12 protein-coding genes are annotated in these 14,294 nt (G+C 53.3%); 8 read left to right on the top strand and 4 right to left on the bottom strand.

All coding sequences use genetic code 11. The features are described from left to right. Positions 1–54 precede the first annotated feature (54 nt). A complete protein-coding gene (locus F3J38_RS11825) occupies positions 55–1,233 on the bottom strand; it encodes a YbfB/YjiJ family MFS transporter (RefSeq protein ID WP_240155941.1) in 1,179 nt (392 codons plus the stop codon). 116 nt (positions 1,234–1,349) lie between these two features. Between F3J38_RS11825 and F3J38_RS11820 the strand changes: the two genes are divergently transcribed. After that, positions 1,350–2,123 (top strand): helix-turn-helix transcriptional regulator, encoded by a 774-nt coding sequence (locus tag F3J38_RS11820; protein WP_167138561.1) that lies wholly within the window; start codon positions 1,350–1,352, stop codon positions 2,121–2,123. A 4-nt stretch (positions 2,124–2,127) separates the two neighbouring features. Here F3J38_RS11820 and gap read toward each other — a convergent pair whose 3' ends face one another. The 3 genes from gap to F3J38_RS11805 all read right to left on the bottom strand — a co-directional run bounded on the left by gap (position 2,128) and on the right by F3J38_RS11805 (position 5,501). Beyond that, entirely contained in the window at positions 2,128–3,138 is a 1,011-nt protein-coding gene (gene gap / locus F3J38_RS11815; protein ID WP_167138559.1) for a type I glyceraldehyde-3-phosphate dehydrogenase, read from the bottom strand. Between the two features lie 78 nt (positions 3,139–3,216). Then, positions 3,217–4,194, bottom strand: coding sequence for a GlxA family transcriptional regulator (locus F3J38_RS11810; protein ID WP_167138557.1), 978 nt, complete (start codon positions 4,192–4,194; stop codon positions 3,217–3,219). A 68-nt stretch (positions 4,195–4,262) separates the two neighbouring features. Further along, positions 4,263–5,501 carry an acyl-CoA dehydrogenase family protein gene (locus F3J38_RS11805; RefSeq protein ID WP_167138555.1) on the bottom strand — a complete coding sequence of 413 codons (1,239 nt, stop codon included), beginning with the start codon at positions 5,499–5,501 and terminating at the stop codon, positions 4,263–4,265. Positions 5,502–5,811: 310 nt separating this feature from the next. Between F3J38_RS11805 and F3J38_RS11800 the strand changes: the two genes are divergently transcribed. The 7 genes from F3J38_RS11800 (at position 5,812) to F3J38_RS11770 (ending at position 13,957) form a co-directional block, all read left to right on the top strand. Continuing rightward, on the top strand, positions 5,812–7,419 hold the full coding sequence (locus F3J38_RS11800; RefSeq protein WP_167138553.1) for an ABC transporter substrate-binding protein: 1,608 nt from the start codon (positions 5,812–5,814) through the stop codon (positions 7,417–7,419). Beyond that, positions 7,416–8,405, top strand: a complete 990-nt coding sequence (locus F3J38_RS11795) for an ABC transporter permease (RefSeq protein ID WP_167138550.1) — start codon at positions 7,416–7,418, stop codon at positions 8,403–8,405. The genes F3J38_RS11800 and F3J38_RS11795 overlap by 4 nt, the downstream gene beginning before the upstream one ends. After that, complete coding sequence (locus F3J38_RS11790) at positions 8,402–9,286, top strand: ABC transporter permease (protein ID WP_167138548.1); 885 nt, start codon at positions 8,402–8,404, stop codon at positions 9,284–9,286. Before F3J38_RS11795 ends, F3J38_RS11790 begins: the two co-directional genes overlap by 4 nt. Continuing rightward, entirely contained in the window at positions 9,283–10,914 is a 1,632-nt protein-coding gene (locus F3J38_RS11785) for a dipeptide ABC transporter ATP-binding protein (protein WP_167138546.1), read from the top strand. Before F3J38_RS11790 ends, F3J38_RS11785 begins: the two co-directional genes overlap by 4 nt. 17 nt (positions 10,915–10,931) lie before the next feature. Beyond that, positions 10,932–12,311: an NtaA/DmoA family FMN-dependent monooxygenase gene (locus F3J38_RS11780; RefSeq protein ID WP_084934399.1), complete on the top strand. Its 1,380-nt coding sequence runs from the start codon at positions 10,932–10,934 to the stop codon at positions 12,309–12,311. Between the two features lie 108 nt (positions 12,312–12,419). Beyond that, on the top strand, positions 12,420–13,232 hold the full coding sequence (locus F3J38_RS11775) for a DUF817 domain-containing protein (protein ID WP_167138871.1): 813 nt from the start codon (positions 12,420–12,422) through the stop codon (positions 13,230–13,232). 62 nt (positions 13,233–13,294) lie between these two features. Further along, positions 13,295–13,957: a LysE family translocator gene (locus F3J38_RS11770; protein WP_167138544.1), complete on the top strand. Its 663-nt coding sequence runs from the start codon at positions 13,295–13,297 to the stop codon at positions 13,955–13,957. Positions 13,958–14,294 lie beyond the last annotated feature (337 nt).

Genomic DNA, 14,294 nt, shown 5'->3' with positions numbered 1-14,294 from the left:
GAGTTCCACTATTTATGGTGGGCTCTGTGTCATGTGCATTCAGCGCAGCCAATATTAACGGGAGCGAATGCCGAAATAAATCACGCTACCGCCCACCACTAACCCTGCCGCAGCCAACAACAGCGCCGGTTGCAGAGAACCCAGAAAATGCACGCTAAGCGAGGACACTAAGGGTCCAATCAGCTGCCCGGTCGCATAACCGGAAGTCAGCAGTGCCACGGTTTTAGCCAGATTTCCCTGACTTACTTCTCGTGCCATTTTCATGGAAAGCTGCATGATCGACAGAAACGCCAACCCGATGATCACGGTGGAAATCAACAAACCTTGCGCATCTGGCATCAGCACCACTGTCGCGACCCCCAATCCTTGCATCAGTAAGGTCATTGCAAGGCTGATACGCGTATTCAATCGCGCAGCAAAAGCGATCACCAACAGCACGCCAGCCACAGCTGAAAGTCCAAACAGCGGCCAGAAGAACGCGGCGAGTTGTCCTTGGGCAAAGAGGCTGTGCGCCATCTGTGACAAGAAAGTCGCCGGTAGAATGTAGCCAAATCCTGCCAGGGTGTAGGCAGCTAATAAGCACTTAAGATCGCGACTGACAGGTTCGGATTGTTGGGTTTGCTGACGCGTAGGCAAACTTTTTGGCAACGCTTTCCACACCAGCAGAGCACCAGCGAAGGCGACGAAACCGTAAACCAACCACGCCTGATTGGCATGGAAGTGTGTCTCAGACATCAACCACGCCAGTATGCCGGTGAGCGTAATGCCAATGCCGGGGCCGCTAAACACCGCTGCGGACATGCGTGGTGCCTGATAACTGGCTAAGACCATCTGTGTCCAGGAGGTCACAATAATCAGTGCCCATGCGCCGCCAATACCCGCGATAAAGCGAAACAGGCACTGCAGAGCAAAAGCATTGGTGAAACCAGACAGTAGCGTGACCAGCGTAGTCGCCAGCAAGCCGACTTTAAGATAGCGCGCATGCTGTGTGCGAATGCGACTCACATGCAGGGCACCAAACAAATAACCGATGTAGTTCATGGCCGCCAGCACGCCCGCACTGGATAAACTCAGATGTCCGTCCGCAATCATCAGCGGAATTTGTGGCGTGAGTGAGAAGCGTCCCATGCCCATGACCACAATGAGGGTGATCATCCCGGTCAGCATAGTCGCGACACTGACTTTATTCTCCCCGGCCACAGGCTGGCCCGGTGCGATCTGTTGCATTGACATACTTTTGCTAATCTCCGATAAGATGCCGTAATCTTGCCGACGATAGTAATCGTCAATCAGTCAGTGAAAAATAGGGTGGTTTATCCTATGACTGTAGGTCATACCCAGGAGCCGCAATGTCGCGCAATCAGGACGTAAAAAATTTCCTCACCCAGCAGCGGGCAAGGGTTGATCCACAACAACATGGATTCAGCACTCAGAATCGTAGAGTACCAGGCTTACGCCGCGAAGAGGTGGCGCAACTGGCGGCGGTCAGCGTCAGTTGGTATACGTGGCTGGAACAAGGCCGGGAGATCAATATCTCACTGGCGGCTATCCAGCGCATCGGTAAAGTGCTGCAGCTTTCTCACACTGAGCAGGCTTACCTTGAAGCATTAATTTTTGGTAATGCGCATAGCGAAGCAAGCCGAGCTGAACTGTCAATGGAAGTGAAGGCGATGGTGGATGCGCTAAATCCCCATCCGGCTTTTGTTCGCCGCGCCAACATGGATATTCTTTACTGGAACCGTGCTGCGCAATCACTGATTGTCGACTGGGCCGCGATGCCGCAGGAGGATCGCAACTCGCTCAAGCTGATGTTCGTTAGCGATGACTATCGCCAGCGTATTCACGGTTGGGAAGAGGCCGCACGTCACACCTTATCCGCCTTTCGTGCTAATTATGCGGCCAGCAATCAGGCGCAAGAATTTGAAGTGGTGGTACAGGATTTGCTGGCGCGCAGTGAGGATTTTCGCAACATGTGGCATGTGCCAGATGTCAGCAAAATGGGCGCAGGCAATAAGACGATTATAGATGTGGACGGTAAGGTGAATAGCTTCACCTACACCTCATTACAGGTGGATAACGCGCCAGGCATCTATCTGATTTTCTACCTGGCGCGTGAAGGCTAACCGATTACAGGCCGCGCTGTGCCATCAGACGAGCTAAATCCACCAGTCGATTAGAGAAGCCCCATTCGTTGTCATACCACGCGAGGATTTTCACCAGGTTACCACCAATCACCAAGGTTGAAAGGCCGTCGATGATCGATGAACGAGGGTCGCCTTGATAATCACTGGAAACCAGCGGTTCATCGCTGTAACCGAGGATGCCTTTCAGCGGGCCTTCTGCGGCGGCGGCTTTAAAGGCATCATTGACTTCCTCCGCAGTGACATCACGTTTAAGCGTCACGGTTAAATCGACAATCGACACCACCGGCACCGGTACGCGCAGGGAATAGCCCGTCAAACGGCCATCCAACTCAGGGATAACACGCCCTAACGCTTTAGCCGCACCGCTGGAGTAAGGCACAATTGACAGCGCCGCCGCGCGCGCACCGCGCAGATCTTTCTCTGGCTGATCGTGCAGCACTTGGCTGTTAGTGTACGCATGAGTCGTGTTCATCAGACCATGCTCAATACCGAAGGCCTGGTGGAGAACCTGAGCGGCCGGGGCTAAGCCGTTGGTGGTGCAGCTGCCGTTGCTCACGACGAAATGCTGTTGAGGGTCGTAGCGCTGATCGTTCACGCCCAACACTATCGTCAGGTCATCATTTTTACCCGGCGCGGAGATAATGACGCGTTTCGCGCCACCACTGGTGATATGCACCGCTGCTTTGTCACGTTCAGTGAAGAATCCGGTGGCTTCGATGACAATATCGACACCCACCTCGCTCCAGCGAATATTGGCTGGATCTCGTTCGCTGAACACGCGTACTGACTTACCATCAATGCGCAGTTCACCTTCACCCGCTTCCACTTCTGCAGGCAGTCGACCAAGCAGAGAGTCGTGTTTCAGCAAATGCGCCAGCGTTTTGCTATCCGTAAGATCGTTGATTGCGACAATTTCAATATCATCGCTGCCTAATGCGGCGCGGAATACGTTACGTCCGATACGGCCAAAACCGTTAATGCCTACCTTGATCATCTTTGACTCCTTATACGAAGTGGTTGCAGTCAATGTAGGCCGATCGCGGCATGGCGTAAACGACAAAAAAGGATCACTTTACGCCATTTTTCGACAGTGAAAGCGCTGGCGATACTCTCCAGGGGTAAGATGAAGCTGGCGCTCAAAGCTGCGCCGCAGATTAATGCTACTGCCAAAACCGGTTTCAGCTGCAATACGTTCCAGCGTATCTCGACTCTGCTCTAACCGCTCGCGTGCCGCGGCCAGGCGCGCCTCCGCCACAAAACGCGCGGGCGGTGCACCGGTTTCACGGGTAAAGACGCGCGTGAAGTTTCTGGGGCTCATGGCGGCGCGTTCCGCCAACTTCTCAATGGATAAATCTTCGGCAAGGTTGGCGCGGATCCAGCTCTGTAGCGTGCTAATGGGATCAGATGAAGCGGGCGGTAAGGGATAGCGACTGAACTGCATCTGACCACCGGGGCGTCGTAGATACATCACCATATCCTGTGCGATATCGCGCGCCACGCTAAAGCCAAAATCCTCCTCAACCAATGCCAGCGTGAGGTCAAAGCCCGAGCTGACACCGCCTGATGTCCAAATCGGACCATCCTGAATGTACAGTGGGCCGCCTTCGACCTGAATGAGCGGGAAGCGTGTTTGTAGCGTATCCAGCAAACGCCAGTGTGAGGTCGCGCGGCGCCCATCCAGCAGGCCAGCTTCAGCCAGCAGTATTGCGGCACCACAGATCGACACCACGCGCCGCGCTTGAGGCGCCGCCAGCTTAATGAAGTCCACCACCATATTTCCTTCTTCGACACTGTCACCACGGCCGGTGATCATGATGGTGTCCCATGCCTGGCGGGGATCGAGCTCTGCGAGCTTGAGGTCGGCCAGCAGGTTAAGTCCTGATTGGCCATGGATAACCTGATGTGACTGGGTGGTGGCGATACTGACGCGATAGCGCGGTTGGTCAATGCCCACCGGCAGGTGCAGATTGGCATGCATCAGGATATCGGCAATGCCGGCAGCTTCGAACAGCATGCCGCCGTCGGGTACGATAACGAGAAAGTTTTTCATGGCGTAAATAAGACACTTTAACGGATTAAGCCAAAGTGTCTCATGGCGTGGCGGCTTAAAGCGAGGGGTTATTTTTCTGGTGGCGTATCGGCTACTCCAATGCGCCATTGTTCCGGCGGTAAAGTGCCATTCACGGCGAAATCACCGACGATACGATCTTTATAAATGCGTGGGTTATGCGATGAGAGTGTCCGGGCATTACGCCAGAAACGGTCCAGTGCCAGCGGTTTCAAGGTGGCGGAAGCCCCTAAAGCATCAAAGAGTGTCGTGCTGGCATTGAGCAGTAAGTCGGTGACCACATTGAGTGATTGTGAGACTTCTAACTCGGCTATCGCTACGCTTTGGGTTTTCTGTTGTTCATCATTCTGTTGTTGTGCTTCAAAGGCGCGCTGAAGCGCTTGCGCGGCATGTTGCACAATGGCGCCGCTGGTATAAGCCGCACTGCGCAAGCGCCCGACGACCTGAAGGATTTGCGCATCATCTGCTGCCCGTGCGGCATTACCATTGCTGTAAGTGCGGGTGCGCGCAGCCACCAACGCGGCGACTTCACCACTTTGCGCGCGGCCGATACCGGCCAGCGTGGCCAAATGGATTAACTGATAAAACGCCGGTGAATAACCAAAATGCGCATCTTCGCTGATATCGGTGTGCTGAATCTCAACGTTTTCAAATATCGCGGTACCACTGGCGGTCAGTGTTTGCCCAAAACCATTCCAGTCATCCAGTACGGTGACGCCCGGCGCAGTGCGGGACACCGTCACCGATACGCCTTTGTGGTTCTCATCGGTTAAACCGATATTGATCCAATCGGAATAGAGCGAGCCGGTGGTATAAAATTTTTTGCCATTTAATTGCCAGCTATCGCCGCTACGTTTGATCTGGGTAGAGAATACCGACTGGCGCGCCTCGCCGGTTTCACTCCAGGCCGGGCCGACAATTTCACCCCGTGCAATACGAGTGAACCACTGCTGCTGAAACACCGGATCGCGGTTGCTCAGCACATTTTCTACAAAGCCGAAATGGCCGCGTAGGGATTGCACCAGATTGGAATCCGCCTCGCCGAGTTCAATCAGCAACGTGAATAATTCAGGCAGTGTGGCTCCAGCACCTCCGGCACTTTTCGGCAGCCTCAGGGCAGTAAAGCCACTCTGCTTGAGCCATTCAATCTCTTCTAAGGGGGGCTCGCGGCGCAGCTCGCGCGCAATGGCACCCGCGCGAATGTTGGCAAACAGGGGGCGAAACTTTTCTGCGAGTTGTTCATATTCTGCTGACGGGGGCGAACCCCATCCTGATTCGATTTGTGACATTGCATTAGCCTCCACTCAAAAAAGACAATGATACTGAGGCACTATGCATTTTCATCTTGCCGACTTTTAATGTTTATTTCTGCTAAGCATATTTATTGATGAGCTAATCATTTGCATTTCCATTATCTGGAACAGGAAATTAATTTTTCATATTAATTGTCATTAATGATATTTGGTTTTGGTTTTTTCTGTGTTTTATTCAGAGCGATTCCAATAAAGCTATCAATTCAATTTCCAGATAACGTCAAATGTGGCTGAGTTAAGCCCCGTTAAAATGTTGCACTGGTTTTTTAAGGGAAGTCTTAATTAAATGATGCGAAATTCAGTTCGTCGCTTAGTGATTCCCCTGTTCACCGTTTTAACTGGCGTGATGTCGCAATCGGCTGCACAGGCAGCTACACCTGAATACAGTGATGGCACGCTGGTTTATCTTCATGAACAGGAGCCCCCCTGCTTGTGGGGTGGTTGGGTGCAACAGGCTTATTTAGCCCGTCAGGTATTTGATTATTTAGTCAGTTACGATGATGGAAAAATACGCCCGTGGCTGGCCACCAGTTGGAGTGAATCACCCGATCGAAAAACCATTACTTTCCATTTGCGTCATGATGTGAAGTTCACTGATGGCGATGTATTTAACGCCGATGCGGTGATTAAAAACTACCCCGCATGGCAAAAAGGCATTGGTTGGCACGGCTTCACTTATATGACCGGGTTCACTAAGGTTGATGAATATACAGTGGCACTGCATTTATCAGAGCCCAACCCGGAAATATATAATGTGTTGGCAAATGGCCATTATGGATTTCAGTCTCCCGACTCGCTGGCGCATAACAGTAGTGAAGAAAAATGTTTACGCCCCGTAGGTACTGGGCCGTGGAAAGTGGCTCGCTGGGTGAGGGGGGAAGGCATTAGTTTTGTGCGTAATGATGATTATCAATGGGCTCCACCCAATGCACACCATAACGGTCCCGCCTATATCAAACATCTGGAATGGAAATTTGTCCCCGACGCGACGACCCGATGGGGAGCCTTAGTCAGCGGAGGAGCCGATGTTATTTACCAGCCGCCATCAGCGCAGTGGAGAACATTGCAGCGCGACTATCAAACGCTCTCCTATGTTGCCACCGGTCGGCCACAGGCGTTTTCATTCAATGTACAACGTGTGCCCTTCAATGATGTACGCGTACGTCAGGCATTTGCCTATGCCCTTGATCGCCGGCAAATCGTCAAAACGGTGTTCAAAGGCGCAGTGCCTTATGAGGGTAATGGTTCACTGAGCAAAACCACGCCGCTCTATTTAAATGTTGACGATCGCTATGCGCTCAATCTCGCCAAAGCAAACCAATTACTGGATGCAGCAGGGTGGACAGGGCGCGATGCGGCGGGTTATCGCACCAAGTCGGGCAAAACGCTGAAAGCCCGTCTGCCCTTTATTCAGGCGATTATCGATCAGGAAGGGGCTCTGATGCTGCAAGCGGTACAGGATCAGGTCAAACGTGTGGGTATCAAGTTAGATCTCATCCCGCTCACGCAGACGGAAGGCTTTGCGGGTGCGCGCTCCCGCCCGGATGACAAGGAAATTAGCTTTGGTTATTGGGTATGGCCATCGCCCAACATCCTCGACATTGTTTACAACCATTCCCTCAATGGCGCTTTCAACGGTAATAACACCACTTTCTTCAATAACCCTGAGGTCGAATCACAGATTCTTGATGCGCAGCGTGATCCGGATCCACAACGACGTCTGCAGAAGTTTGCTGTTTTGCAGAAGTGGTTTGACGACCAGGCGATTGCCATCGGCGGGTACAACTTCACCTATAACGTGGCATTTGCCAATAACGTCCGCGGACTTTGGCAGGACCAAGGCAACGGATTACTCAACTTTAACGATGCTTACTTTGTGCAGGAGAAGCCATGAGTGACGTTATCTCAGCGGAGCGCAGGTTGGGGAACCCATCGCGATCCTTATCGAGACGGGTTGCGGTTCGTCTGGCGGCGGCGTTGTTTGTGCTGTGGGGCACCATCACCGTGACCTTTCTGGTGCTCTCGGTATTGCCCGGCGACCGCGCAACCATTCTGCTCAACATTACTTCTGGGCAAGTGATTGAACGCACGCCAGCAGAACTCGCACCCATCAATGCTCAATACGGTTTTGATAAACCGATAGCGCAACAGTACGTCAATTACTTCTGGCAACTGCTGCAGGGGAAATTGGGCTATTCCTTTGAACTGCAACGACCTGTGACGCACATCATCGCTGAACAACTGTTGCCGACCTTCACCCTCGCGATGGCTGCGTTGCTACTGGCATGGTTGATTGCCATCCCCTGGACGTTACTCACCGCAGGACGCAGCAATAAGATTGGCGCACTGGGATCCGCTGTGGAGACTCTCCTGGCGGGCCTACCCCAATACTGGATTGGCATCCTGCTGCTTATCGTCTTTGCCATTGGCCTGCGCTGGTTCCCTGTGGTGGGTGGAGCAACACTGTGGGGTACGGTCTTGCCTGCCATCACTTTAGCGATCCCTTTGGCCGGGTTTATCGGCCATGCCATTCGCGGTGAATTTGAGCGCAGCATGCAGCAACCTTTTGTGTTATCGGCTCGCGCCCGTGGCATGAGCCTCTCCGGTGTGCGGCTGCGCCATGTATTACGCCATGCATTGATTCCAGCCATCACCTTGAGCGGATGGGCGATCGGCAATCTGTTGTCCGGGGCGGTGTTGGTTGAAGCGGTGTTTGCCCGGCCGGGGTTGGGCAATGTGTTGGTCAATGCCGTCAGCAACAAGGATTTTGCCCTGGTGTCTGGCATCGTCATCCTGATCAGTTCCCTGTACATCATTATCAATCTGGTGGTCGATCTGATTTACCTGATCGTCGATCCCCGTCTGCGAGGTCGAGTATGACGACGCATCTTTCCGATTATGCTGGCTTGAAAGCCAGAGGTTCAGTGTGGCGCCAGTGGCGATATTTCACCGGCGTGCTGCCAGGGTCTGTTCTACTGGCAGGCATTGTTGCGCTGTTCTTTGTGGTGGCAGCCGTAGCTCCTGCGCTGCTGGCCACCCATGACCCGTTCACCACGGACCTCACGCACGCACTGCAAGCACCGTCGCTAGCTCACTGGCTCGGCACTGATGATATCGGCCGCGACCTCTACAGCCGAATTATCTGGGGTACGCGACAATCTTTGCTGATTGGTATTGGGGCAATGGCGATTGCGCTGCTCGGCGCTGTGGTGTTGGGCTTTAGCGCTGCGTTGGGGCCACGCTGGCTGGCGGAACCGATCAATCGTCTGCTGGAGATCTTGCTGGCATTCCCCACTTTACTGTTGGCTTTGCTGTTCGTGGCGCTGTTAGGACCTTCTGCCAGCAGCCTGCTGCTCTCGGTGGGTATTGGTACCGCACCTGGCTATGCGCGGTTGGTGCGTGCGCAAGCGTTGCAGGTACGGCAGTCAGGTTATGTTGAGGCCGCCCACGCGTTGGGACATCCATGGCATCGACTGTTCTTGCAACATATCGCGCCAAATGTGTTTCGCCCGCTGTTTTCGCTGGTGGCTTTAGGCATTGGCCAATCTGTGGTGTGGGCATCCGGCCTGTCGTTTCTGGGATTAGGGGTCGTCCCGCCTTCGCCGGAGTGGGGCGCATTGCTTGAGGCCGGAAAAATCAACGTCACGGTGGCCTGGTGGCTCGAAGTCTTGCCGGGTATTGCGATTGTACTGGTCGCGCTCTCCTTTACCCAGTTAGGGCGCTATATCCAGCAGCGGGCAGAGGGGGAACATCGCGCATGACAAACAACGTGATAGAGGTCAATGGACTCAACATCTGGGTCAGCGGTGATATAACGCCCCCAAGGCACATTGTGAAGAATGTGAGTTTTAGCCTACAGCGCGGGCAGTGCCTGGCTTTGGTGGGTGAATCGGGTTCGGGCAAAAGTGTCACCGCGCGGGCGTTGGTTGGTTTAGCCGGTGAGCGGCTGAAGGTCCAGGCCGAGACATTGGCATTGCAGGGTGAGTCTTTGCTAGGACGCAGCGATGCGTGGTGGCAACAGGTGCGCGGCAGCAAGGTCGGTTTTATTTTGCAAGATGCCTTGGTATCACTCGACCCACTCCGTCCGGTAGGCCAGGAGATCGCTGAAGCACTGGCTTTACATGGTTGGGGCACGCCAGCCAGCCGACAGCAGAAAGTACATGCCTTATTGGAGGATGTCGGGGTACCACAAGCGGCACTTCGCGCCTCTCAGCGGCCTGGTGAACTCTCGGGTGGTTTGCGTCAGCGAGCGTTGATTGCATCGGCTATTGCGATGCATCCAGAGGTGATCATTGCGGATGAGCCGACTACGGCTCTGGATGTCACGGTTCAGGCGCAAGTGTTAGACGTGCTGCGTCAGATGCTGGATCGCGGTACCAGCGTGATACTCATTAGTCATGACCTGGCGGTGGTGGCGAAAATTGCCGATCACATTCTGGTGATGCAGGGCGGTAGCATTGTGGAGTCTGGCGCTGCGCGGCAAGTGCTGCAACAGCCGCAACACGCCTATACCCAAGGTTTGATTAACGCTATACCCAGCGAGCACACCAAAGGGCAACGCTTATCCAGCACCGCACCGATACAGATTTCACCGTCGCGGGTAGCTGAAATTTCTAGCGATGAAGTGCTGCTAGAGGCACGGCACATCACTAAGCGTTTTCGCGGGCAGTCGGCAGTGGCTGACGTGTCATTCCAGCTAAAACGGGGTGAAACACTGGGTATTGTCGGTGAATCAGGTTCGGGCAAGACCACGCTCTCGCGTATTGCACTGGCACTGGAATCACCCGATAGCGGAGAAGTTCTGTATCGCGGCAATGCCTGGAGCCATGCTTCAGCCCAACATCAGAGGAAGGTCCGACGCCAAATCGCGGTGGTGTATCAAGATCCTTTGTCCTCTTTTGATCCGCGCTGGCGCGTGTCTGACATCTTGTTCGATGCCATCGCGCTGGATACCCATCCCGTGACGCAAACCCCGCGAGAACGGGCCATCAGCCTGTTGCAGTCAGTCGGACTGACGGCCGAACATTTGCATCAATGGCCTGCGCGCATGTCAGGCGGGCAGCGCCAGCGCGTGGCGATTGCCCGCGCCATTGCCACGCACCCGCAAATCATTGTGTTGGATGAAGCCGTCTCTGCGTTGGATGTCACCATTCAGGCGCAAATCCTGGATCTACTCAGTGACTTGCAGGCGCAGTTGGGCGTGAGCTACCTGTTTATTTCACATGACCTGGGCGTTATCCATCATATGAGCGACCGCGTTTTAGTGATGCAGAACGGCATCGCGGTTGAGCAGGGCAACGCCGATGACGTCTTCTACCGCCCAAGCCACCCCTATACCCAGCAACTACTTGCCTCGCTGCCCCGACTGGGCACAGCGGAAACTGCCTGATAGCTAACGGAGAAAATATGTCACGTGAACTGATTTATAACGGTTTTTTGCATTTGACGCCTAACCATCACAGCCATGGCTACTGGCGGACTCCTGAAGGTCAGGTTCAGTATGGATACAACCAGCTTGATGCTTACGTCAACACGGTGAAAACCCTGGAAAAGGGCTTGTTTGATACGTTGTTTATTGCCGATGTCGTGGGGGTTTACGACATTGAATATGGCGATGGCAAAACCACGATTCGGGCCGGGACGCAATTTCCTGAGCCTGATCCTATCACCATCCTTTCCGCGTTGGGCTTGGTGACGGAGCATTTGGGGCTGGTGGTCACCAGCAATGTGATCCAATCGCATCCTTTCTCGTTTGCTCGCCAGATATCTTCACTGGATGAGTTCACGCGCGGGCGTATTGGATGGAACATTGTGACCTCCTATCTCTCGAATGGCTTTCGTAATTATGGCTTCGACGAAATCGTGCCTCATGATGATCGCTACGAATGGGCACAGGAGTATCTGGATGTCGCCTACAAGCTGTGGGAGCTATCCTGGGAAGAGGGCGCGGTACTGCACGATCCTGCGACTAATCGCTTTTTCGATCCCGACAAGATCCACAAAATTAACCACGTCGGTAAACGCTATCGTGTTGAAGGACCGCATATTGTGGAGCCTTCGCCGCAGCGCAGTCCGGTATTCTTCCAGGCCGGAAATTCGGAGGCGGGTCGTCACTTTGCCGCCCGCAATGCGGAAGTGACGTTCTTGCCCTCACAGACACCGGAAACGGCGCGCAAAGATATCGAAATTTTGAATCGGGATGTGGTGGATTATGGACGTCAGCCGGAAGACCTGAAAAAGTTGGTCATGCTCTCTACGGTGATTGGTTCAACAGAAGAAGAGGCAAAACGTAAGCAGCAATATCTGTTCGATAACATCGATATCAATGCATTGCAGGGCTTTTACAGTGGGGGTTCGGGTATTGACCTTGCCAATATCGATCCCGATACACCACTGACAGAACTGAGTCGCCGCGAGGAATTCAGTCAACATATGCGTTCCAAATTCCGTATCGCCGTGGATGCGGATTATGGTCAAGGGCGTGTGTTGACGTGGCGCGAATACCTGATTAAACATGCGTTACTGCCAGGCCGTTTTGCCGGTACTCCTGAGCAGATCGCTGACAGGGTGCAGCAGTTCGCTGATGCGGGCGTCGATGGGTTTAACGTGGTCCCGGTGACGACGTTGGGCTGGTGGGATGAGTGGGTCGAGCACGTCGTGCCGGTGTTGCAGAAGCGAGGCCTGGCGCAGAAATCCTATCAGCAAGGCACGCTGCGCGAGAAAATTTTTGGCAAAGAAAGTCGCTTGCCGGACTCGCATCCACAAAGGAGATTACGCCTGAAGTAAATTCTCGCTGAAAACCCACACGATGCGTTGTGGGTTTTTGTTATGCTCAGTGCGAGGATCGTTGTTTTCATGGAGTGAAAAGTGAATAACCGTTTTGATGCATTTCTCATGCATCCCCCAGCCCTGTGCAAACAGGGTTATCAACGTTTTGGCATCGAGTTTCTGTGGTTTGGCATCAAAGAAGCGCGTGCCTGTCTTTTCGCCGGTCTGTTTTTTCTCTCGATCTTTTGCGTACCACGCACCGGTCTATTCGGTATCGCACGCTATGACCTGCTGCTTATTATTGCATTGGCTATCCAGTTCATCATGGTGGCGACCCGGTTGGAAAGTTGGGATGAGCTTAAAGCCATCACGCTGTTTCATGTGCTCGGGTTTGGGCTTGAACTGTTCAAAACCTCATCGACGATTGGATCCTGGCACTACCCGGAGGCTGCATGGAGTAAGGTCGGTGGCGTTCCGCTATTCAGTGGGTTTATGTATGCCGCCGTCGGCAGTTACATCATTCAGTGCTGGCGTTTAATGGATCTTAAAATCCGTCATCATCCACCGATCATTTTTGCCGTGCTGCTGTCGTTAGCGCTGTATGCCAACTTCTTTACCCACCATTTTATCGGCGACTATCGCTGGTATATCGCAGCAGTCGCTCTGGGTCTCTATGCGCGCTCTGAAGTGATATTTACCCCTTATGACAGGCCATTTCGTATGCCGCTGCTGGTGGCGTTTGTCCTGATTGGCTTCTTTATCTGGTTGGCAGAGAACATGGGCACCTTCTTTGGCGTATGGCAGTATCCCAATCAGATTGGAGCCTGGGCAACAGTGCATGTGGGTAAATGGGGCGCATGGTCGCTGCTGGTGATGATGACCTTTACCATTACGTTGTTCCTGAAGGATATTAAAAAGCGCGTACATATCGCGCAGTAAAGGGGCCGATACTTTTGCTATAGTCTGGCAGCTCGATTTCACCTATTTTCGACAGGTTACGTATGCCGACTCCTGAGACGTTCGCCACATTTCTTTTCGCGTTAGCGCTGCTGGAACTTTCACCCGGCCCGGACATGATGATGGTGATGGCGCGAGGTTTAGGGCAGGGCCGCAGAACAGCACTCTATACCATGTCGGGTATGGTGTTTGTGGCGGGGATTATTCAGGTTGGCATGCTGGTGTTGGGTCTGGCGGCACTGATTCACTCTTGGCCGTTGGGATTGGATTTTTTGCGTTGGGCCGGTGCAGCTTATCTCATCTGGTTGGGCATCAAAATGCTGCGTTCCAGCGCAACTGCCTCGACACGAGCGCAGAGTAAATCCTCCATTTCTGACTGGCAAGCCGTTAAGGATGGAGCGATTAACAGTCTGACCAATCCTAAGTCGTTACTGTTTATGTTCGCTTTTCTGCCGCAGTTTGTGAATCCCGCCCAGGGGCCGATCTGGCTACAACTGCTGATTTTGGGCACGATTCAAAAGCTGGCAGGCGTGATTTCACTGGGTGCTGTCGCTATCGCGGCTGGGTCGATCGGGCAGTGGATGGCGCGCCATCCAGCGGTGCTGATTTGGCAGGAGAGATTCACTGGTCTGGTAATGATTCTGTTGGGTGCACGGCTGTTGCTGGTGGGTGGTAGTGCGGGGACAGCAATAAAAGCGCGTTCTTGAAGCTGTGCCTGCACGCCGTTCAGCTACGTCCAAAGGCCGCCTCTACCAAGGGCTCAGAGTATGAGACCACAGCGCCTGACCGCAGTAGAATCTTCTCCTTCTGTACCACATTGTTCGTATTCACCCCCTCCTGTCTGATTAATTTAATTTAACCTATATTGAGCGAAAATTAGACTAACAGGTTTTTATCCTCACCCGTTCACAGCTAACCAGATAGCGATGTAGCAGCATGCGGTGCGATTATCTAATTGAACTATTGAAATATTTTCACATTTAGTTAGCATCTTACTCTCCAGGCACAGCAGAATTTGTATCTCAAACGAGGTTCTACGGAAAG

It is taken from the genome of Candidatus Pantoea formicae (assembly GCF_011752625.1).
GTDB lineage: Bacteria > Pseudomonadota > Gammaproteobacteria > Enterobacterales > Enterobacteriaceae > Pantoea > Pantoea formicae.
This window is presented reverse-complemented; position numbering and strand designations above follow the sequence as displayed.

Bases quoted from the DNA above. Each gene is read 5' to 3' on its own strand.
- F3J38_RS11780 (WP_084934399.1), top strand. From the start codon at position 10,932: ATGTCACGTGAACTGATTTATAACGGTTTTTTGCATTTGACGCCTAAC.
- F3J38_RS11800 (WP_167138553.1), top strand. From the start codon at position 5,812: ATGATGCGAAATTCAGTTCGTCGCTTAGTGATTCCCCTGTTCACCGTT.
- gap (WP_167138559.1), bottom strand. From the start codon at position 3,138: ATGATCAAGGTAGGCATTAACGGTTTTGGCCGTATCGGACGTAACGTA.
- F3J38_RS11825 (WP_240155941.1), bottom strand. From the start codon at position 1,233: ATGTCAATGCAACAGATCGCACCGGGCCAGCCTGTGGCCGGGGAGAAT.
- F3J38_RS11770 (WP_167138544.1), top strand. From the start codon at position 13,295: ATGCCGACTCCTGAGACGTTCGCCACATTTCTTTTCGCGTTAGCGCTG.
- F3J38_RS11785 (WP_167138546.1), top strand. From the start codon at position 9,283: ATGACAAACAACGTGATAGAGGTCAATGGACTCAACATCTGGGTCAGC.
- F3J38_RS11810 (WP_167138557.1), bottom strand. From the start codon at position 4,194: ATGAAAAACTTTCTCGTTATCGTACCCGACGGCGGCATGCTGTTCGAA.
- F3J38_RS11775 (WP_167138871.1), top strand. From the start codon at position 12,420: ATGCATCCCCCAGCCCTGTGCAAACAGGGTTATCAACGTTTTGGCATC.
- F3J38_RS11805 (WP_167138555.1), bottom strand. From the start codon at position 5,501: ATGTCACAAATCGAATCAGGATGGGGTTCGCCCCCGTCAGCAGAATAT.
- F3J38_RS11790 (WP_167138548.1), top strand. From the start codon at position 8,402: ATGACGACGCATCTTTCCGATTATGCTGGCTTGAAAGCCAGAGGTTCA.
- F3J38_RS11820 (WP_167138561.1), top strand. From the start codon at position 1,350: ATGTCGCGCAATCAGGACGTAAAAAATTTCCTCACCCAGCAGCGGGCA.
- F3J38_RS11795 (WP_167138550.1), top strand. From the start codon at position 7,416: ATGAGTGACGTTATCTCAGCGGAGCGCAGGTTGGGGAACCCATCGCGA.